We start from the raw sequence: 20,435 nt of genomic DNA, 5'->3' as shown, positions 1-20,435 counted from the left end.
GCCGCGGGAGACCCGAATGCCCCGGCAAATTTCACTGAAGCGTCCGTCTCGAACACCTCGTGGGCCTATTCTTCCCTGAAAGCACGCGCCAGATGGTCGGCAATTGGCTTCGTCAGATACGAGAACACTGTCCGATAACCTGTCTGGATGAGGCCTTCCACGGGCATGCCCGGCAGTAGCTTCGCGGAACCGAGGCGCTCCTGCTCGCCTTCTGCAATGGCAATCCGGATAGGATAGTGGGATATGCCGCTGCGCTCGTCCGTTACGAGATCGGCGGCAATGCGCATGACATGCCCCTTGATCTCCGGCGTCGTGCGTTGATTGAAGGCCGATAGCCGCAGGACAGTATCGAGGCCCTGACGGAGTTGGTCGATATCCTGCGGCGCAACCTTCACCTCGATGGACAGCTTGTCGCCCTCCGGCATGACGAGCATCAGGATATCGCCCGGTCCGATGACGCCTCCAATCGTGTGTACAGCCGACTGATGTACGGTTCCATCCTGTGGCGCGCGTATGTCGATGCGCTTCAACTGATCCTCGGCCGCGACCTTGCGCTCCACGAATTCGGCGATCTTCGCCTGGACCTCGCGTAGCTCGGTGGAGACCTCACTGCGCAGATCCTGGTCGATCTGCATGATCTGCAGTTCGGTTTCGCTGATCCGGCCCTTCGCCTGAGCGACCGTCGAGATGAGCTGCCCACGCTCGCCCCGAAGCCGCGTCTCCTCGCGCTTCAGCGAGGTCACACGGGTGATTGGAACGAGGTTCTTCTTCCACAATTCCTGGACGCCCGTGAGCTCGGATGCGATCAGATCAATTTCATCCGCCTTGGCCGCCGCCTGCAACTTGGTGCCGTCAATCTGCTCGACGAGCTGTGCCACCCGCTCCCGGAGCTGCGACTTCTGACCTGAGCGCGCCTCCCGCCTGTTATCAAACAGACGCCGCTCGCCATTCATGAGTTCGGCAATGTCCAATTCGCCTGCGCGAGTCACGAGGTCCACCGGGAAGCGGATCGTCTCCGTTCCATCCCGCTCCGCCTCAAGCCGTGCCTTGCGGGCAATCATCTCGTCGATGCTCTTGGCAACCATCGCAAGATTGGCCCTTGCCACTGTCTCATCGAGACGGATGACGACATCGCCCGCCCTGACGCGATCGCCGTCACGGGCGAGGATTTCGCCGACGACGCCACCGGTCGGATGCTGGACCTTCTTCACATGGCTGTCCACGACGACCATGCCCGGCGCGACGACAGCTCCTGACAGCTCGGTCGTCCAGGCCCATCCGCCGAGACCGCCGACGAGAAGAGCGACACCGCCGAGCGCAAGACGGGTATGGCGGGTGATGGACTGGCGTGCTTTCGAATTGATGGTACCGCTCATGACGCTGCTCCCCGTGCTTCCGCGGGCCTGACCGTGCTGGATGGATGTTCGTTGTTGGCTGGAACTGGGCGGAGGACGCTGCTGAGAACCTCCTCCTTGGTGCCGAACTTGCGGACCACGCCCTCATCGAGGACAAGAATGTGGTCGACGCCAGCAAGAGCGCTCGGACGGTGGGCAATCACCACGACAATGCCTCCGCGTTCGCGCACACCGAGGATGGCCCGGGTCAATGCGTGCTCACCCTCGTTGTCGAGATTGGAGTTCGGCTCGTCGAGGACGACGAGGAACGGGTTGCCGTAGAGCGCGCGGGCGAGGCCGATGCGCTGGCGCTGACCGCCGGAAAGCGAAGCACCGCCCTCCCCGACCTGCGTCTCATAGCCCTGAGGCAGGTGCAGGATCATCTCATGGACATCGGCGGCCATGGCGGCCCGAACCACGTCCTCCGGCTTCGGGTCAGCATGGAAGCGGGCGATGTTCTGGGCGACCGTACCGGCGAACAGTTCGACGTCCTGCGGCAGATAGCCGATATGCTGCCCCAGATCCTCGGGCAGCCACTGATCGAGTGCCGCGCCGTCGAGACGGACCTTGCCGCGCCATGTCGGCCAAACGCCAACGAGCATGCGGGCGAGCGACGACTTGCCGGAGGCGCTCGGGCCGATGATGCCGAGTCCCATCCCGGCCTTCATCTCGAACGAGACATCCTGTACGGCGAAGCGCTGACTCTTGGGCGGGCCTGATCCGGCACTCTCGACCGACAGCAAGGCTTTCGGTGCCGGGAGCTGGAGCGGTCGAATGTCGGAGCCGTCGTCCTCGAGGGAAGTGCGAAGCCGTGACCAGCCCTGACGGGCTGCGACGAAGCCCTTCCAGTTCGCGATGGCGAGTTCGACAGGAGCGAGCGCCCGGGACACCAGGATCGATGAGGCGATCATGATGCCGCCCGTCGCCTCGTTATGGATGACGAGATACGCTCCGATGCCCAGCACGCCGGATTGCAGCGTCATGCGCATCACCTTTGAGAACGCGCCGAGACCACCGGACACGTCCGAGGCCTGCTGCTGATGTCCGAGATACTGCGCGTTGGCCTGCCCCCACATCAGTCCTAGCCGCCCGGCCATGCCCATGGCGTGCACGACTTCAGCATTGCGCCTGGCGCCGTCGCCGATGCCGTTGCGCTGGGATGCCGCTTGAACCGCCGCCTTGGAGGCCTTGCGGGTCAGCACATCCGTCAGCACCGTGAAGGCGACGAGGACCGAGGCGCCGCCCACCGTGACCCAGCCGAGCAGCGGATGGAACGCGAAGCAGATGAAGAGATAGAGAGGAATCCACGGCAGATCGAACAGCGCCGACGGGCCGCCGCCGGCGAGGAAGGCGCGGATCTGGTCGAGATCGCGCAGCGGCTGCTGTCCGTCGCCTTCGGCCTTCCCGCGCAGGGGTGCGGCGACCTGGAAGCGGAAGACACGTTGGCTCAGGTCTTCATCAACCGCAGCACCGACGCGGGCGAAGATGCGACTGCGGAGCATGTCGAACAGACCCTGGAACAAGAACAACGCGAGGATGATGGTCGAGAGACCGACGAGCGTCGGGACGCTGCGGCTCGGCAGGACCCGATCGTAGACCTCCATCATGTAGAGGGAACCCGACAGGTAGAGAATGTTGATCAGGCCGCTGAGCAGGGCGACCCCGAGCAGGGCGCCGCGGCAGGATGCCATGAGGCTGATGCGTCCCTTGGCGGATGGATAAGACATAGTCGTGTCCTCGGAGAATGAAGGATGAAGCCGGATGCCGCATTGGGGGGATTGCGACATCCGGCTCCAGGTCACCCCGCCGGGAGCAACACATGATCCGGCAGGGTGCTTTTCAGCGATCAGAAGATGAAGTCGGTCTGATCAAGATCGGCAGGAGAGACGCCCCTCAGGACGAGGACATCGTCGCCGTGGGTGATGACGGTGTCGTCGCCGGTGCGGGCCACGTGCAGATCGGACAGACTGTCGACTTTGGACAGACTCCTCGCGTCGATCCGGTCATGACCGTCGCGGAAGTCTGTCACGGTGTCCCGGCCGCCGTTCCGTTCGAATACGAAGATGTCGCGTCCGGAATTGCCCTGGAGGAAGTCATCCCCCTTGCCACCCACGAGGCGGTCGTCGCCGCTGCCACCATAGAGACGGTCCTCGCCGTTGCCGCCGTAGAGGCGATCATGGCTCGAATTGCCGTAGATGCGGTCCTCGCCTGCGCCGCCGGACATGGTGTCCCGTCCGCCGCCGCCCTTGAGGATATTGTCGCCGGCATTGCCCTTCAGGACGTTGGCGAGGCTGTTGCCCGTGCCGTTCACGTCGTCGCTTCCGGTCAGGAACAGTCGCTCGAAATTCGAACCGAGCTTGTGGCTCACGGACGAGGACACGGTATCGATGCCCTGGTTGCGGCTCTCGTAGACCCGGTCATCGACGCTGTCTACGTAGTAGACGTCGTTGCCCTTGCCGCCCCACATCCGGTCGCTTCCCTCGCCGCCGTACAGTCGGTCGTTGCCATCGCCGCCGCGGAGTTGGTCGTCGCCCGAATTGCCGTGGAGACGGTCATGACCGCGTCCACCCTCCATCCGATCTTCCTCATCCGTACCCTGACAGGATTCGGACCTGGACGATCCCTTCACGCTGCCGCCGATGTTCTCCACCTCGATCTTGAAGGTCTGCTGCGCGGCATTGCCGTCAGAGTCCGTCAAGACGACCGTCAGCTCGTGAGAGCGTTGGGTCTCGAAGTCGAGGGAAGCTCCCTGCCTCAGCACGACATTGCCGTCTCGGATCTCGAACAGGGTGCTCGACGCTCCCTGAAGAGAGAACGAGACCAGGTTGGCCGCTTCCGGAGCAAGCTCCATCAGGCTCGCAACCACCGTACCGGCCGACGCATTCTCCGCCATGGACGGCACCTGAGCCGAGAGGAGACTCTGCGGCTGGTTCACCTGTGCCGGAGCGTTGGTGATACCGATGAAGTCCGCCGCTGTCAGGGTCACTTGTCCGGACAGTGCGATCTCGAATGCGATCGTCGACTGACCGAAGATGCCGGAGGCGGAGCGCCCTTCCACGATGGTCTGGTTGGTGCCTGCGTCATAGCGGTAGCGTACCTGGCCACCATTGGTGAAGGCTCCGGTCCCGATGAATGTGAAGTCCTGGTCTCCGAAGGCAAACGTGCTTCTGTTCGCGTCCATGGCCGCGAGATTGATCTTGTCGACACCCTGAACGAAGTCCGTGATCACGTCCCGGTTCGCACCGGTGCCGGTCTCGTCATCATCGAACGCGAAGGTGTCGGTACCGTCGCCGCCGGTCATTCTGTCGACGCCGCTTCCACCGTCGAGGACATCATTCCCGGCTCCGCCGTTCATGGTATCGTTGCCAGAGCCACCGAAGATGGCGTCGTTGTCACCACCGCCATTCAGGACATCGTTACCAGTGGCACCATCCAAGGTGTCGTTCCCAGCTCCACCGTCAATGGTGTCGTTGCCGCCATTGCCGTTGAGAATGTCGAGACCATCGAGACCAGAGAGATTATCTCCGCCGCCACCTCCATCGATCACGTTGTTGAGAGCGTTTCCGATGCCCGTGAAAGCGCCGTTAGCGGTGTATTCGAGGTTCTCGACGCCAGCCGTCAGAGTGTAGCTCGCGAGAGCCGTCTCGACTCTGTCGACACCACCGGAACCAGCAGCGCTCTCGTCCACCACATCCCCGACATTGTCGACGACGTAGGTGTCGTTACCACCAAGTCCGCGGAGGGTGTCGGCGCCGCCGCGCCCGTCGAGGACGTTGGCAGATCCGTCACCGATCAGGGTATCGGCATTGTTGGAGCCCACGACATTCTCGATCCCGGCGATCGCCGCGAAGCCGGAGGCCGTTCCCGCCGAGAGGTCGACCGTGACACCGCTGGTGGCCGTCGAATAATCGATCGCGTCGGCATTGCCCGCCCCGAGATCCGCCACCACCCGTTCGATGTCGGCGTTGATCGTTGCCGCTTCGACCTGGGTCAGACGGGTGCCGTTGAAGGCGACCGTCAGAGTCTCACTGCCAGTTCCGGAGTCGAAGATGCTGACTGCGTCGGTGTCGGCACCGCCATTGAAGGTCGAAGTCGCCCCTCCACCGTCGATCTCGTACAGGAAGACGTCGTTTCCGGCACCGCCATTGAGGACGTTGTTGCCCGATCCGCCGTCGATGGTATCGTTGCCGTCGCCACCGTCGATGGTGTCGTTGCCCGTGCCGCCGCTGATGGCATCGTTCCCGGCTGCACCCGTGATCGAGTCATTACCTGCGCCGCCATTGATCACGTCGTCTCCCTCAAGGCCGGAGAGCGTGTCATTGCCGTTGCGACCGTTGATGAGGTTCGGGGCAGCGGTACCGGTGAAGTTGTCGCCGTTGAAGTTCGAGTTGGAGCCGATCCGCGCCGTCATCACTGATGCAACGCTTTCCTGGTTGCCCGCATCGTCCGTGAAGCTCACCACCACGCGGATGAACTGCCCGACCCGGTTGTCCGGAACCGTGTAGTTCCGCTGCGTGGCCCCATTGATGGGGGTCCAAGTCGCTCCCAGGTTGTTCGAAAACTCCCATTGGAAGCTGAAGGTGCCGAGGCCGTTGAGATCCGCGATGGCATCCGTATTGGCCGTCAACACGTTCTCGGTGCCGGAGAGCGTCGGCGCTCCTGTTGCCTGTCGCTGCGCGATCAAGACCTTCTGATCGGCGAACTGAAGGTACTCGATGTTGAACAGTCGGTCGGTGCCGTCCGAGAGGCGGTTGTTGCCCGTGGTCGGATCGGTCTCAATCGTCACGTTCACGTGCTCAACCGTGAAGCTGCCGTCGGCGTTCTTCGTGAAGGTGTAGTTCGCCCGCACGTCGCCGTAGACCGCCACGTCGTTGGCACTGTCGTTGAGGTCGCCGTCGACGATCTCGCGGACGATGCTGAGCTGGCCCGGGTTGATGGTCGCGCTAAGCATCAGAGCATCGAGGGTCTTGCCGTCGAAGACTGGCGTTGCACCATCCTTCGGAGCCCCGTGGTCATAATCAGCATCGCGGTAGACCTTCCCCGTCATGCCGTCGGCGGTAAAGACACCCTCCGACGTCGTGATGCGGATGCGGACGTTCAGCCATTTGTCACCGTCGATGATGTCATCACCGGCAAAACCCTTGATGGTGTCGCTGCCGCCGCCGCCGAGGATGATGTCCGCGGCCTGCGAGGTGTCGAGCACGATCATTTCCTGATTGCCGTTGGCATCGAGGACCGGCCTGCCCTGGGCGTCCACAACCGGAATACGGGTGCGGTGCGCCACCAGGTCGTCAAGCCCGTTGATGAGGGCGACGTTCTTCTGCAACAGGTCGTTGGAGAAGGACTCGAGCGGGGAGTCAGGTCCCGGGATTGCAGCCGTGCCCGTGGCCTCCGCCCTTGTGTTGACCGCCGCAACGCGTCCGGTGAGGATGTCGTTGTGCTTCCAGCCCGACAGGCCCTCGACGAGGTCGAAGCGGTCACGCAGGATGAACGCCTCCTGGTTGTCGAAGAGCGGGATGCCGAGGTCGGAGTTCGCCGCGACGTTGTCACCCTTGTGGATGGCCCAGTCGAAGCCGGCCATGCCGTTGTTGCGCTGGATGCCCTCGGCCTGGAACATGATGTCGTCGCCGGACTCGGCATCGTAGTCGCCGTCACCGGTCCCGGCATTGAGAACGTCATGTCCGATGATGCTGGAGTTGAAGAACAGCTCTGAGTTCTCGCCGGCCAGCGTATCGAAGCGTGCGCCACCCTCTATCCAATCGTCGCCCTCGTTGCCCATGAGGAAGTCGCCGCCGTCACCACCGAGGATGAAGTCGTTATCCGTACCGCCGAAGACCTGCTTGCCGTCCGGACCGGCGATCAGGAAGTCCTGACCCTGGTTGCCGAAGAGCAGCGCCAAGCCCGAGCCGCCCTGGATGACGTCGTTGCCTTCCTCGCCGTGCAGCTTGTCGGTCATGCCGATATCGGTGCCGGCATTGGTGATGATGTCATCGCCTTTGCCGCCATGGATGATGTCGACGCCGTAACCGGCTTCGATGGTGTCGTTGCCCTCATAGCCCCAGACGGTGTCGTCACCCTCGCCGGCCACGATCAGGTCGTTCTCGGACGTGCCGCCCATGACCACGTGGTCGGTGCCGTTGTAGATCAGCACGTCGAGGTCACCATCGCCGTCGACGTCCTTGCGCACCACCAGCGGCGAGAGAGCCTGGAGAACCGGGTTATCCCAGACCGGGTCTGCACCGACCTGCTTCGAGATGATCATCTCGAGGGTATGGGCGGGCGTGGCGAAGATGTCGCCCGGGAGCGCGGTCCGACCCTCGTCGCCGAGGTCGGTGTTGCGCATGATGATGTCCGTCATCGAGTTGTTCTCGAGCTCGTTCAGGAGGTTGAGACCCTGAACACGCGAGAGGTAGTAGAACCGATCGGCATCCTGGAGGGCTTCCAACTGGGCTTCGAAGACGAAGGAGAAGGTGGAACCCAGCATGCCGCCGAAGTCCATCTTCTTCTCGGCAAGACCGCCCATCCAGAGGTCGATGTCGTTGAGGCCGGAATTCTCGGTGGTCCAATCCCCTTCCGAGTTCAGGAAGTCGAGACGGTCTTCCGGAGCACCCGTGCCGCCAAACACGAGCAGTGCCGCCGCGGCGCGCTTTGCTTCCATCGTGGTCGCATCGAGGATGCTCTGGTGCTTCCCGTAGGCTGCGATGAAGTTGACGATCGACAGCGAGTTCTGAAGATTCAGCGCGAAGTCGGCCCAGCTCACGTAGGGTTTGAGCTGCGAGTCCTGCCCTGCCATCTGGTAGAACTGTGCACGGGCCTCGTTGAGGGACGGCAGGCCGAGATCACGGCCTCGAGCGATGTTGAGCGCCGCGAGGTCGAGCGGGATGCCGACGAGTTGGTTGCGCAGTACGTGTGTGACGAACTCGTCGATCTCGTTGCCGTGCTGGCGGGACATGCCGCGGATGATCGCGCCGGCCGCCTGCTCATGATCCACGACCACCTCGCCATTCGCATTGGTCGCGCCGAATTCGAGCGGGTTGAGGAAGCCCTCGAACAGCGTCATCGATATCTGCTGGCCGTTGACGGTGATCATGTCGATGTTCTCGTTGAGCATCGAGTGGCCGAAGCGGTACACGGCCTGCGCGAACTCCGCGAAGATCGCCGGGTTGATGTCGACCGACGGCTCGAACACGAAGGCGTCGACATCGGGCTGCATCTTGCGGGCGAACTCCTCGAAGACGAGGTGCTGGTACTCCATCTCGTTGGTGAAGCGGGCGACCTGGAACAGGCGCTCGCCGTCCCATTTCAGGGCAGCCTTATCCGCATCGGTGGTCGGGATCGCCGTGACCGGAACGAGCAGCCACTCGTTCAGGAAGCCGAGGTCGCCGCTCGAGAGCGCCAGCGACTTGACCTGGTCGACGAGATGATTGTGCTCCGAGTGGAAGACATGGTGGATGGCGGTCAGGCCGATGTTCTCGTTGCCGCGTCCGTCGCCCGTGATGTAGTGGGCGTCGAGCAGCTCGTCGTCGTAGGCAGTCTGCTGGCCGCGGGTGTTGACGAGACCGGTTGTCGAGCCGTCGGCATTCGCATAACCGACCGCGCTGTCGCCGTCATTCTGAAGGACACCACCCACGACGACGGGTACTGCCGCATGGGCGATATCGTCGAGGAAAGCGTGGGCCGTGCGGGCAGCGGTCGCCAAGCTCACCGGTGCGTCTTTCGTGCCCGAGATCACGATGTCGTCGGAGGTGTTCGGAGTGCCGTCATTGCCGAAGCCGACGATCACCTGCGCATAGCCGGTGTCGGGATCGGGGATGAAGTTGCCGTAGGGGTCGGTGCGCAGCAGCGGGACCATGGAGACGTCGGCGTCCGTCAGGTCGATGCCGAGCATGTCGCGGGCCTGCGCCTTGATGTCGGCCCAAGTGGCGAGGCCACGCTCGCCGTCGAGCAGTCTGCCGGTGGCGACCGGCTTGCCGTCAGGGCCAGTCGTGTACTCGCGTAAGAAGACCTGGTGCGAGGGATGCGAGGTGTAGGTCTGATTCTGGTCGACCCACGGCGTGGTCACGTTCATGTTCTCGCCGCCCGGTACGGCCGCACGGGTCAGCGCCATGAAGTTGGTGTGGCTGCCCGGCACGTAGAGCGGATCATCCGGCTGGAGCGGGATGTAGACTGTGCCGCTGCCGCCCTTGGCGATCAGGTCGAGACCGTGGTCGAAGAACTGGCCGAACAGGGTGAAGAGTGAGTTGTAGGGGGCGGAGTCGCCGATGTCGGGTGCGACGTTCGGGATGAGGACGGTGTTGCCGTCCATCTGGATGCCCAGCTGGCTCAGGAGATTGGCGAGGGCCGTCTGCGCGGCCGTGACGGCCTGGGACGCTCCCTGCGCATCGGCAAGGGCATCCTCGGCAGCCGTTAGCTCAGTGGCTGCCGTCGTCACGTCGGCCCGGGCCTCCGTGACCGCCGCGGCGGATTCCGATGCCGTCGCCCGTGCATCGGTCTCATTGGTCTGGGCGGTGGCCAGGGCCTCCTGGGCCGCGACGTAGTCATCGTTGGCCTCCTGGAGCCGGGTACTGACGAAATCGTACACGGCCTGGGCGTCGTTCATGGCGTCCTCGGCATTGGCGAGGGTCGCCACTGTCGTGGCGTGGAAGGCCACGTCCTCCGCTAACTGCGCCTCAGCCGCCTCGACAGCCTGCTCGGCATTCGCCAGCTCCGTGGTCGCGGCGTTCACGCGACTATTGGCAGCCTCGACCGCTACGGTAGAGAGGCCGACCTCCGCAAAGGCGGCATCCACGTCAGCCTGCCTGTCGTCAAAGACCTGCCGGGCAGCTTCAACGTCTGCGAGCGCGTCAGCGTAGGCCTCGCTCTGCTCGTTGAGTCCATCGAGCACGGACTGCGCATCCTGCAATGCCGTCTGGGCCAGATCGTGGAGGTCCACTGCTGCATCATAGGCGGATTGGGCAGCCTCCAACCGGAGCTGGGCTCCGGCAAGGGCCGTGTTGGCGTCATTCAGCTCCGTGGTTGCCGCGTCCACGTCTGCTTGGGCGGCATCGGCAGCCGCAGCAGAGGCATCGGCTGTCGCCTTGGCGTCGGCCTCCGCGGTCTTGCTCTCTGCCAAGGTCGTCTGGGCAGCTCTGAACTTGGCGTTCGCTTGAAGGAAGGCGGCCCATTCCACAGGGTCTTCAGTATCGACGCCGTCTGCCATGATGGCATCGTACGCAGCCTTCGCCTCGTCGTGCGTCTGCTGGGCGCTGGCGAGGTTCGTCAGGGCCGTCTGATGCGCGGCATAATCGGCGTCCGCCTCTGCCTGAAGCGGCGCGAGGGCGGCCTCGGCATTCGCCAGCTCCGTGGTTGCGGCATTCACGCGATCATTGGCGGACTCGACCTCCGCGGTGGAAAGCCCGACCTGAGCCTGAGCGCCATTGACGGTGTTCTGGGCATCATTCAGGGCCTGCTGGGCGGTATCGACGGCAACCTGGGCCTGTGCGATCTCATCGCTCAGGTCGTCGGCACCACTCGCGATGAGACCGTCGAGAACCGCCTGCGCGGCATCGAGTTCCTGCTGGGCAGCATCGCGCGCCTCCACGGCTGCCGCATGAGCGGCGTTATGCTGGGCCAGTTGCGTCTGGGCCGAGGACAGCTCAGCTTCGGCCGCCGCCTTCTCGGCAGTTGCGGTGGCTACGGCATCCCGTGCATCCTGGAGCGCCGCAGCGGATGCATCGACCCGGGCCTGCGCCGCGTTGACGGCGGCCTGCCCATCCTCCATGACCTGCTCGGCGGCGTTGAGATTGAGGGTCGCGATCCCGAGTTGGCCATTCATGGCATCGAACACGGCCTTCGCGTCGTTGAAGGCCTGCTGCGCAGCGGCGAGGTTCGTCACAGCCGTCGCATGGGCTGATTGGTCCGTCGAAGCCTGCGTCTGTGCCGCGGTGAAGGCTGCCTGGGCATCCGCCAGCGCCTCCTCAGCCGCATCGACGGCGGCCTGAAGGTCCGGGATGGCACCGGGCGCGCTTCCGGCAGTGGCCTCCGCCTGCGCGATCGCCGCGCGGGCGGCCTGGATCTGCGCAATAGCGGTCATCTGGGCCGCGCCCGTGATACCGGCATAGGTCAGTGCCGCGCTGATGGCGGCAGGGTTGTTCAGCGTCTGGTCGGCGACGAGGTTGGAGATGATCCGCGGATCGGAATCGACGACGTTGCCTCCGATCTGGCCGTAGTCGTTGTTGGACACGACCGTCGTCGGACCGAGCGGTAGGGCGGGGTCGTCGTTCTCGTCCACATGATCGGGCGGCGTCAGGACCGGGAACGGCTGGTCGGCGGCGCCCCAGGTCTCGCGTCCTTCGACGAGGTTGTTGTAGGTGCCGTCAACCGTGCGCAGACCGTAAGGCAGCAGAAATGCCTGGGTCGGCGTGGTGGCGGCATTGGGATCGAGCCCTCCCGCCTCGGCGACGAGCTTGCGCAGGTCTCCTCCGGCAGCGTGCGCTTCTGCAATCTTGATCTGCTTCAGAATGAATTCGAGGTCGTGCTTGACGAGATTGACCATGATGCTTCCCCTCTGGGTGGGCTCGGCCCACATTGCTGGTGATCTGCGCATTGCCGCGACCGGGGCTTCCTGGCCCGCAGGTCCGCAATTTCACCAACAGTCTTGACCAGAGCCGCGAGGGCGGCATCGGATGAAGGTGTAACGGTTTTTTAGTAAATGGTCCGAGGTCCAGGAAGACCTCGGTCTGTTAGCTTCGGTCCAAGGGCCAGACATTCGACTGGTCTAAAGTCCGACCCTGCACCGGACCGCGTTTTTCCAAATTATACTTACGGGTAGAATGCAGGTTCCTTTAGGAGGGTAGTCCTGCCGCAATCAAAAACACCGGTTATTGTGACGCACTCACGAACTGGAAGGCCGGAGAGACATGCAACCGGATGTCCCATTCCCAATCGCGCGTTTCAATCAACGCGTTCAGGAAAGCATATTGGAAGAATTCGGCGGACGTTGCCCCTCCGCATCCGAGCTGGCTCAGATTCCAGATTCCCGTTTACTGAAGTTGCCTGGTTTCGGACCGAAGACGCTTCGGAGAATTCGCTCTCTCACCCAAGGTTGGAGCAAGATTCCTGAGATCGCAGCACCCCGGTTCAGCACCCGGCTTCAATCGGAACTGGATCACCTAGAGGGGGAGATCGGCGTCCTGCAAGACGAGTTTCATCGCCGGCAGATGGAACTGAGATGTAAACTTGATCTGCTTACATCTCAGTTCCTGTCACAGCACTTTTCCTTCAAAGACAAAGCATGAGGGTTTCCAACATCAGGTTGGTGTCGCACCCGAAGCGCAGACGTTGAATGACCTCATGGGGAAGATTGGCCGATCTGCCCATTTTGATTGCGCCAGCACTTTGCAAGGAACATGCAGGTAGCGGCGACAAGAGCAACGGACCACGTAAAAAGGCGACTTACATCGGCACCTCGGTAGATCGTGAACTGTTCCAGCCTCGCTGTTGGTAGCCTCTAGGTCGGTAGAGGCCCATTGAATATTACAGTTCGCCCCATTCTCTCTTGGCGATCAGGGCTGCCTCGAGACGGTTCTTAACGTTGAGCTTCCTCAGTATGTTGCCGACGTGGAATTTGATCGTCTTTTCAGTCACGTTCATTCGCTCACCAATTTCTCGATTGGTGAAACCAGAGGACATCAGACGCAACGTGCGTTCCTCGCTTTCTGAAAGAGATGACAATGGGTCATCTGCTTCCGACCGAGCTTTACTCGACAGCAAGCGAAGGGCGAGGTTGGGAGAAATAAAGGAACCTTCGGCTTTCACGCTTTTCACCGCAGCGATCAGCTCCGGCGAGTTGATACCCTTGAGGAGATAGCCCACGGCGCCCGCTTCAAGGGCGCGGGTCACGTCGTCGTCGTCCTCCGACACCGTCAGCATCACGACTTGAGGTGGGACTGGCAGGCTGCATATCACCCGCGCTGCCTCAATCCCGTCCCCAGGCATCGATATGTCGAGCAGGATGAGATCGGGCTCATACCTCTTTGCAAGCTCGATCGCATCTGCAGCGGACGCTCCTTCTCCGACAACCTCGATCATACCGTCAAGCGCAAGTGCCCGGATCACTCCGGCCCGCAAAAGCGAGTGATCATCCACCACGGCAACGCGGATTTTCTCAACCATTTTCCCTCTTCTCAGCAACCATGCCGCTGCCCGTCACTCTGAACTGGCGGACCAGACTCACGATTGCCGAGATCATGCTCGCGCGCTCGAGCAGCGCTAATTTTGACACTTCAGCCCCAACAGAAGTTACAGCTCGTAAGCTTAATTGGAGACCATACCCCTTGCAATCGACATTATACTGATAATAACCAATACCTTAGTTCAGAAAGGCATCGTCTTTCTAAGCAAAATTGTTTAATCAGACAACTCAATACGCAGACGCGAAGCTTTAAAGTCGTTGCATTACAACGATTTCTTAAGGATTCCACGTGGAAGAGACGTGCGGCTGCAGACAAGCTTGGTCATGACCAAGCCTCACCGCGCAATACCCCCACTGAGTTAATCCCTTCTAAGCATAAAATAGCTCCTCCGTGACAGGGACGCCCTGCCTGCTCTTGGATACGTTCCTTAGCTGCGCATATCGGGGATCACTGGGGTTATCCGGACCTGTTCCAGGCATGTGTGGGGGGAAGAATTTTATGCAATTGATCTCGCTTGCCTTGATTGATGATCATCCAATCATCATCGAGGGACTTACACATGTCCTGGGATTACAAAATGACTTCAAGATCGTGGCAACGGGCAGAACCTATCGAGAGGCGCTCGCAATTGTAGAAAAGCATCGACCCGAACTGATAATCTTGGATACGTCACTTCCCGGGAGCGGTCCTTCGACAATTGCCGCAATCAAAGCCAAACACCCAAACGTTAGAGTACTTGTCTTTACCGCCGAGCCCAGCGTAGAGCACGCGGTCAGCGCACTTGAGGCGGGAGCGCAAGGATATGTTTCCAAGTCCTGCGCATTGGACGAACTTCTTCACGCCGCGAGAAGCGTGTTTTCCGGCGAGATATACGTATCGCGCAACTTTGGAAGCGTCGTCATCACGGCCCTTCGGAACGCTTCACTGCGCAAGATCGCCATGGAGGCTCTCAAACTGAGCGCTCGTGAAGATCAGATCGTTCGCCTTCTGCTCGATGGAAAGACCAACAGGGAAATTGCGACGGGTCTGGGCATTACTGAACGGACGGTCAAGCACTACATGACAGTCCTGATGCAGAAGCTCAACGCCCGAAACCGCGTCGAAGTCGTAATCGCGGCACAGAACCTCAACCGCTATCCGGTTGGCTCGCCCAGTTCAAAAGGAAGTGGCTTCAGCAGCGATCAGCTGTACATGACCGGAGGCAGACCCTATCACTCGTAATACCCCTTTTCTCTCTCGGGAAAAGCCGCCAGTCGTCTCCGTTCAGCGGGGCAACAATTCATCTCTCCATGCCTGCTTGTGGCAACTACACTTCCTAGAGCATCGGACCCACTTTTGGGTCCGATGCTCTACCGCCGTTACTCAGGCTCAAGCCGGCACTTGGCGATAGATAATTATCAGCCTTCGGTACGGCCTCGGCCATTCGCGGATTTAGTGTAGATGGTCATCATCTTGGTCATCTCGGAATTATAATCGCGCAGCGTGTCCTCCATCCACCGAGACTGGATGGCCGTCACATCCGTAAGATTCTTGCAGGCCAACATTTCGCGGAAGGTGTCGCTGTCCTTCTCAAGACGCATGGACACGAAGCCGATCATCTCGCGATGGCATTCGGTGGCGGTCGCGAACCACGTTTCCGCGGCATTGGCCAAAGCGCGGCTGCTGTCGCTGGAAAAAGCGAGTTCATTGACGCCACGCACCGTATCCGCAACTGCGGACTTCTTCGACATTGTGGTCATCGATCAGTCTCCTTAAAGCGTGTGTTTTCCTCGGAACCGAAGACTACCCCTCACATGCTTCAAATTGATGTCATTGCGCCGGAGACCACTCCGGAACGATCAGCGCAAGGTCAGTGCCCACCACTGAACACCAGGGTCCGGATGGGTAGCACGAGCGCCTGGATCCGCAGGAGCATCGCATGGACCAGCCCGACCGCATCCACAGCATGCAGGGCAAAACCGCGCACGGCCCCGACCTGGCCTGAGGCAATCAGGTCATGGTTGCTGGTATAGGCATTGGCGATGCAACTGCTGCCGGGCGTGACGCCTTCAAGCCCTCCCGTGTAGAGGGGCTCAAGGAAGACCAGGATGGTGCCCGGCCGGGACACCTGCTGAAGGTCGATCAATTGCTCGCCGCCGCGGAACTGGCCGGCCGCAATGTAGTCCTGCACACCGGTGACCACCATCGGGATCACCGTCCAGGGCTTCGACATGCAGGTTGCTTCGGCCACCATCCCGGTCTTCATGACCTGGGCCTCGATCTGCCCGAAGCCTGCTATCAGGGCCTGTCGACCGGCTTCCTCCGGGATCAGAACCCCGGCCGGCCGCATGAACGGATTGACGATATCGCCGACGCGCAGCGTGAACTGTTCCACGCGACCGTTGACGCCGGCCCGGATGACGGACTTGGCCAGCTCCGCCTCGGCCTGAGCCAAGGCGGCTTCGGCGCTGGCCTTCTGCGCCGGGAGGAGCGAGGAGATCTGCGCTTCGGCGGCTTGCTTGGCTGCGGTGGCCGCGTCGATGGTGCCCTGCCGGCCCTGCACCGCGACCTGGAGTGTCTCGATGTCCCGGGTGGCGACGGCGCCGGGATTACGGCGATAGATCTCCTGTTTGGTCGCCAGCTCGTCCATCGCCTGCTGGTGGGCGCTTCGGGCCTCCTGGATCCGGCCCTCGGCGGCTGCAACGTCGGAGCGCGCTACGACCAGCGCCGCCTCGACCTCAGCGATCTTGCGCCGGGCGGCCTCGGCCGCGGCCTCCTGCGTCGAGCTATCGAGCCGGAAAATCGGCGCGCCCTGCTTCACCTCGCCGGTCAGGCCGACATAGACCTCGGCCACGCGCCCGTTGGTCTCGGACACGATCGGAACGGATCGGAACAACAGGGTCGCGCTGCTTGTCGAGGGATGGTTGTAGAAAATCACCGTGATCAGCCCGATCGTCAGCATCAGGCAGGTGATGAGGCCCCAGCGCAGTTCGAACCACATCGAGAAGAGCGTGATTTCCTTGCCGATCCGCTTTCCCTGGACGTAGCGGCGATAGAGATAATCCGGCAGGATCGTCAGCAGGGAGCAGAAGAGAAGCTCAAGCATGGATCTTCTCCTTCGGCAGCCTGGACGGGGCCACGGTCTGCGGCACGTCGACCACCTTCTCCTCAGACTCGTCGGATGGCGTCGGCGCACTCCCCAATTCTTCCGGCGTTTCGACCGCACCTTCGCCGGGCTTCAGGCCGGCCATCTTCTCGACGGAGCCCGCGATCCTGCGAAGCGGATTGCCGAAGTCGGGAATGTCGATCAAGGCAAGCAGCAGGCCCGCCACCCAGAAAGCGTGAATATGCGTGAACAGGGCGAGAAGCCCCAGCACGGCGACGATCTCGAATTGCAGCTTGTGGGACCGATGCGCAATCCGCTCGGGCAGAGTGTGCAGGCGAAGGAACAGAAGACCGACGGCCAGCACCGCCAGCAAAAGTACCACCGCCATGACGACCATCAGGACATCGGTCTCGCCGGGCGCGGTGATGAAAATCGGCAGGTGATGAGGCGCGGCAGGATTTAGCGATGCTGTCATGTGACGATACCTATGGATCGTTTCAAGAGTGAGAGGCTGGACGTCATCGACTCTTTCCGTTGTTCTTCAATTCATCAGAGCGCATCCATCAGGCCATAATGCTGAGCCCGCCATCGACATAGGTCGTCGTCCCGGTCAGCCGCCGCGCAAAAGGTGTGGTCAGATACGCTGCGGTGAGGCCGACATCCTCGATATCAACCAGCTCGCCTATAGGTGCGCGCTCGATGGCTTCGGACAGGAGAACGTCGAAATCCTTCAGTCCCGACGCCGCCCGAGTCTTCAGGGGACCGGGAGACACCGCGTGTACGCGGATATGCTTGTCGCCAAGCTCATAGGCGAGATAGCGCACGGCGCTCTCCAGCGCAGCCTTCACCGGGCCCATGAGGTTGTAGTTCGGGACCACCTTGTTGGCGCCGTGATAGCTCATTGCAAGCAGCGTGCCGCCCTCCTTCATCAGCGGCTCGGCTAGGCGGGCCATGCGGATGAACGAGTGGCAGGAGATGTCCATGGCCACCTTGAACCCCTCACCGGATGAGTCGACGAGCCGTCCCTGCAGATCCTCCTTCGGCGCGAAGGCGATGGAATGGAGCGCGATATCGAGGCTGCCCCAGGTCTCGCGGATCTGTCCGAAAACGGCTTCGAGCTCGCCGCTGCGGCCCACATCGCAAGGTGCGAGGATCGACGCGCCGAGTTCCTTCGCCAAGGGCTCGACGTAGGGCTTGGCCTTCTCGTTGAGATAGGTGACTGCGAGGTCGGCCCCGAGCTGGCGGAAGACCCGCGCGCAGCCATAGGCGATCGAATGCTCGTTCGCGATTCCGATGACGAGGGCCCGCTTGCCGTGCAGGATCTTCGATTGAAGAGCGACTTGGGACAATTCGGTCGGATGATCGTTCATGAGCTTGGCCTCGTGCGTCGGTTGTCGCTGGCACGCCGGGTGGCTCGCTGCCGCGGCATCGTTCCCGGGCGGTCGTCGGCATCTTTCTCGAGCAGTGTCACAGTAATGGGCTCGGCTTTCGCCATGTCTTCCCCCCTGTCGTCGGACAGGAGGCGACGGATCTCACCCAACAGGGCAACCTGCTGGGCATTGGCTTCGATCCTGCCCTCCAGACGACCGAGAAGATCGAGGGTAATGCGCCTGTCCTCAGGTGTCCGCAGAAGCTTGGGAAGGGCGGCCAGAGCTCTCTCCGGTTCCAGGTCCACGATGTAGGATTGCCTGCGGATGATCTCCCGTGCATCGTCTGTCGGCATGTCCAGCAAGCCGACATCCTTGCCGACGAGTTCACGCGCCCGCTTCATGGCCGAGAGCCGGCGCCGTCCAGTGCCGACTTTCATCAACAGGAGGGCCGCGCGGACAAGTCCCGCCGTGCGGGTACCATCCTCGATATGCGCCAGCGCCTCCTTGACCAGAGGAGCGCTTCTTATGTCGATGGGTGCTTCCGCTTCAGCTTCCTTGTCTTGCGCAGCCATACCGATGCTGGCCGGGCTGTAAATGCGGAAGAAGGAATTCTCCACCGACGCGTCGCGCAGGTCGCGATAGAAATCCCATGAAGCGGATGTGACAGCCGCCATCCAGCGCTCCATTGCCGCCGTCGGGCCGTCATTGTCTCGTGGCGTCCGATTCGCCCTGGCCATCTCGGCCATGCCCTTCAGCGGCCACAGGAAGGGATTGAGATCCGACACCGACCAGCGCTGCGCCCGCTGGGGATTGAACGTCCTCGCGACCTTTGCGGTAGTCGGGGAAACCATCGGGGCCAAAACGGGATGAACGAAAGTCTCATAGGTGGAGGCGAGCGTCTCAGAGGCGGCTTCAACCGCCTTGAACGGCGCCTCGTCCTTGCGGCCATATTTCTGCAGAACCTGCAAGTCCTCGACCCGCCGCTCCGTCAGCATCACGTCGTAACGCACGCTTCCGTCGACCTTCTGCTCCTCCACCTGCATGCCGTAGAGGCCCGGCGGCAAATGCTCGATGTACTCGATCAGGTCGACGATCTGGCTATGCTCGCGCTTGGCGACCGCGCCGGACACGAAGATGCCGAGATGGCCGACGCTCTTGTGCATCAGGCCGACGATTACCTGCCCGTTTGCCTTGAGTGCCTCCGTGGAGGGATAGAGATCGGCCACCCAGTTGAAGGCCTGTTGCGGAGGGGTGATGTTGTCGCCCAGCGACGCGAATAGGATGATCGGCGATTTGATCGCCCGCAGATCGAAGGCGCGGCCCTCGGACCATTCGGCATCGCCATCCGCGAGGTTGTTGCCGACGAACAGATTCTCGACGATCCACTTGATCTCGTCTCGTCCCATCAGGAAGAAGCCGCCCCACCAGCGTTCGAATTCGAGGAAGCGCTCCGGCTCCGTGTCGATTTTCGAGAACAGCGTGTAGTACTTGTCGAAATAGGTGTTGGATGGGTTGAGATATTCGAAGTTCTCGACCAGATACGCACCGTCGAACTTGCCTGCACCAAGATCGCTCGCCAGAAGCGCGGGCCAGGTGCCGCCGAGGATGCCGCCGGCATAGCGCATCGGGTTCTCGCCATCGTTGCCGGCCCAGTAGGACATCGGCGCCCCATTGATCACGATGGGTCCGACGAGGTCCGGTTCAATGGCGCCGACCAGCATGGAGGCCCAGCCGCCCTGACAATTGCCGACCACGACCGGCTTGCGAGTCTTTGGATGGCGCTCGCCGACGATGCGCAGGAAATCCGCCTCGGCGCGGGACACATCTGCAAGCGTCTGCCCGGGCATCGGCTCCGGGAAGAAGATCACGAAATAGACCGGATGGCCCGCCTTGAGCGCCACGCCGACCTGCGAGTCCTGCTTGAACCCGCCGATGCCCGGCCCATGACCGGCCCGCGGATCGATGATCACGAAGGGGCGGCGATCCGGGTCAGTCTCGACGCCGTCGGGCGGAACGATGCGCACAAGGGCGTAGTTTGCCGGATGCTCGAAGGTGCGGGCGTCCGCAATCATCTCCCAGTCAAAGTCCAGCAGCGGCGGCTTGCCGGCCTTCTCATGCTCAAGCCAGTTGTTGCCGCGCTGGCGCAGGGTGTCCCAGAACAGGATGGACCGCTGGGTGAAGTCGAGCCAATAGGCACTCGCATCGCGCCAGAGATCGACGGGCGTCACCGGGCGGGCCGGGCCTTCCAGCCACGGCTCGCTCGCGGATTTCAACGCCTCGGCATAGCGCTGGAACGCGCCTAAGCATCGCTCCTGGTAAACCTGCGCGAACTTCACTTGCATGTTGGTGAATTCGCCCAGGCGGGCCTGCAGCCCGTGCTGACTGATCTCGTTCGCCTGCTCGATCCGTTGCA

The 20,435-nt window shown here is 62.0% G+C and carries 11 protein-coding genes; 2 read left to right on the top strand and 9 right to left on the bottom strand.

Going from position 1 to position 20,435, the window contains the following annotated elements:
- Window positions 1–65: 65 nt before the first annotated feature.
- The 3 genes from JO965_RS04730 to JO965_RS04720 all read right to left on the bottom strand — a co-directional run bounded on the left by JO965_RS04730 (window position 66) and on the right by JO965_RS04720 (window position 11,928).
- On the bottom strand, window positions 66–1,376 hold the full coding sequence (locus tag JO965_RS04730) for an HlyD family type I secretion periplasmic adaptor subunit (RefSeq protein WP_203442562.1): 1,311 nt from the start codon (window positions 1,374–1,376) through the stop codon (window positions 66–68).
- Entirely contained in the window at window positions 1,373–3,121 is a 1,749-nt protein-coding gene (locus JO965_RS04725) for a type I secretion system permease/ATPase (protein ID WP_203442561.1), read from the bottom strand. Before JO965_RS04725 ends, JO965_RS04730 begins: the two co-directional genes overlap by 4 nt.
- Before the next feature lie 119 nt (window positions 3,122–3,240).
- Window positions 3,241–11,928, bottom strand: a complete 8,688-nt coding sequence (locus tag JO965_RS04720) for a peroxidase family protein (protein WP_203442560.1) — start codon at window positions 11,926–11,928, stop codon at window positions 3,241–3,243.
- 364 nt (window positions 11,929–12,292) lie between these two features.
- Between JO965_RS04720 and JO965_RS04715 the strand changes: the two genes are divergently transcribed.
- Entirely contained in the window at window positions 12,293–12,670 is a 378-nt protein-coding gene (locus JO965_RS04715; protein ID WP_203442559.1) for a hypothetical protein, read from the top strand.
- Window positions 12,671–12,908: 238 nt separating this feature from the next.
- On the opposite strand, the gene JO965_RS04710 is transcribed toward JO965_RS04715, so the two are convergent.
- Window positions 12,909–13,547, bottom strand: a complete 639-nt coding sequence (locus tag JO965_RS04710; RefSeq protein ID WP_203442558.1) for a response regulator transcription factor — start codon at window positions 13,545–13,547, stop codon at window positions 12,909–12,911.
- Window positions 13,548–14,065: 518 nt separating this feature from the next.
- On the opposite strand from JO965_RS04710, the gene JO965_RS04705 reads away from it, so the two are divergent.
- Window positions 14,066–14,788, top strand: coding sequence for a response regulator transcription factor (locus tag JO965_RS04705; RefSeq protein WP_203442557.1), 723 nt, complete (start codon window positions 14,066–14,068; stop codon window positions 14,786–14,788).
- 176 nt (window positions 14,789–14,964) lie between these two features.
- Here JO965_RS04705 and JO965_RS04700 read toward each other — a convergent pair whose 3' ends face one another.
- The 5 genes from JO965_RS04700 to JO965_RS04680 form a co-directional block, all read right to left on the bottom strand.
- Window positions 14,965–15,306 (bottom strand): phasin family protein, encoded by a 342-nt coding sequence (locus JO965_RS04700; protein ID WP_203442556.1) that lies wholly within the window; start codon window positions 15,304–15,306, stop codon window positions 14,965–14,967.
- Window positions 15,307–15,416: 110 nt separating this feature from the next.
- Window positions 15,417–16,652, bottom strand: coding sequence for an HlyD family secretion protein (locus JO965_RS04695; protein ID WP_203442555.1), 1,236 nt, complete (start codon window positions 16,650–16,652; stop codon window positions 15,417–15,419).
- Window positions 16,645–17,127, bottom strand: a complete 483-nt coding sequence (locus JO965_RS04690) for a hypothetical protein (RefSeq protein WP_203442554.1) — start codon at window positions 17,125–17,127, stop codon at window positions 16,645–16,647. Before JO965_RS04690 ends, JO965_RS04695 begins: the two co-directional genes overlap by 8 nt.
- Window positions 17,128–17,215: 88 nt before the next feature.
- Window positions 17,216–18,022: an enoyl-ACP reductase FabI gene (gene fabI / locus JO965_RS04685; protein WP_203442553.1), complete on the bottom strand. Its 807-nt coding sequence runs from the start codon at window positions 18,020–18,022 to the stop codon at window positions 17,216–17,218.
- Complete coding sequence (locus JO965_RS04680) at window positions 18,019–20,364, bottom strand: DUF3141 domain-containing protein (RefSeq protein WP_371826862.1); 2,346 nt, start codon at window positions 20,362–20,364, stop codon at window positions 18,019–18,021. The genes fabI and JO965_RS04680 overlap by 4 nt, the downstream gene beginning before the upstream one ends.
- Window positions 20,365–20,435 lie beyond the last annotated feature (71 nt).

This window comes from Microvirga sp. VF16, from assembly GCF_016864375.1.
In the GTDB taxonomy this organism is placed as follows: domain Bacteria; phylum Pseudomonadota; class Alphaproteobacteria; order Rhizobiales; family Beijerinckiaceae; genus Microvirga.
Note: the sequence above shows the minus strand (reverse complement) of the source record. Positions and strands in the feature narration are given on the sequence as shown.

Excerpts from the sequence above, each read along its gene's own strand:
- JO965_RS04695 (WP_203442555.1), bottom strand. The coding sequence starts at position 16,652 with ATGCTTGAGCTTCTCTTCTGCTCCCTGCTGACGATCCTGCCGGATTAT.
- JO965_RS04715 (WP_203442559.1), top strand. The coding sequence starts at position 12,293 with ATGCAACCGGATGTCCCATTCCCAATCGCGCGTTTCAATCAACGCGTT.
- JO965_RS04690 (WP_203442554.1), bottom strand. The coding sequence starts at position 17,127 with ATGACAGCATCGCTAAATCCTGCCGCGCCTCATCACCTGCCGATTTTC.
- JO965_RS04720 (WP_203442560.1), bottom strand. The coding sequence starts at position 11,928 with ATGGTCAATCTCGTCAAGCACGACCTCGAATTCATTCTGAAGCAGATC.
- JO965_RS04700 (WP_203442556.1), bottom strand. The coding sequence starts at position 15,306 with ATGACCACAATGTCGAAGAAGTCCGCAGTTGCGGATACGGTGCGTGGC.
- fabI (WP_203442553.1), bottom strand. The coding sequence starts at position 18,022 with ATGAACGATCATCCGACCGAATTGTCCCAAGTCGCTCTTCAATCGAAG.
- JO965_RS04725 (WP_203442561.1), bottom strand. The coding sequence starts at position 3,121 with ATGTCTTATCCATCCGCCAAGGGACGCATCAGCCTCATGGCATCCTGC.
- JO965_RS04710 (WP_203442558.1), bottom strand. The coding sequence starts at position 13,547 with ATGGTTGAGAAAATCCGCGTTGCCGTGGTGGATGATCACTCGCTTTTG.
- JO965_RS04730 (WP_203442562.1), bottom strand. The coding sequence starts at position 1,376 with ATGAGCGGTACCATCAATTCGAAAGCACGCCAGTCCATCACCCGCCAT.
- JO965_RS04705 (WP_203442557.1), top strand. The coding sequence starts at position 14,066 with ATGCAATTGATCTCGCTTGCCTTGATTGATGATCATCCAATCATCATC.
- JO965_RS04680 (WP_371826862.1), bottom strand. The coding sequence starts at position 20,364 with ATGCAAGTGAAGTTCGCGCAGGTTTACCAGGAGCGATGCTTAGGCGCG.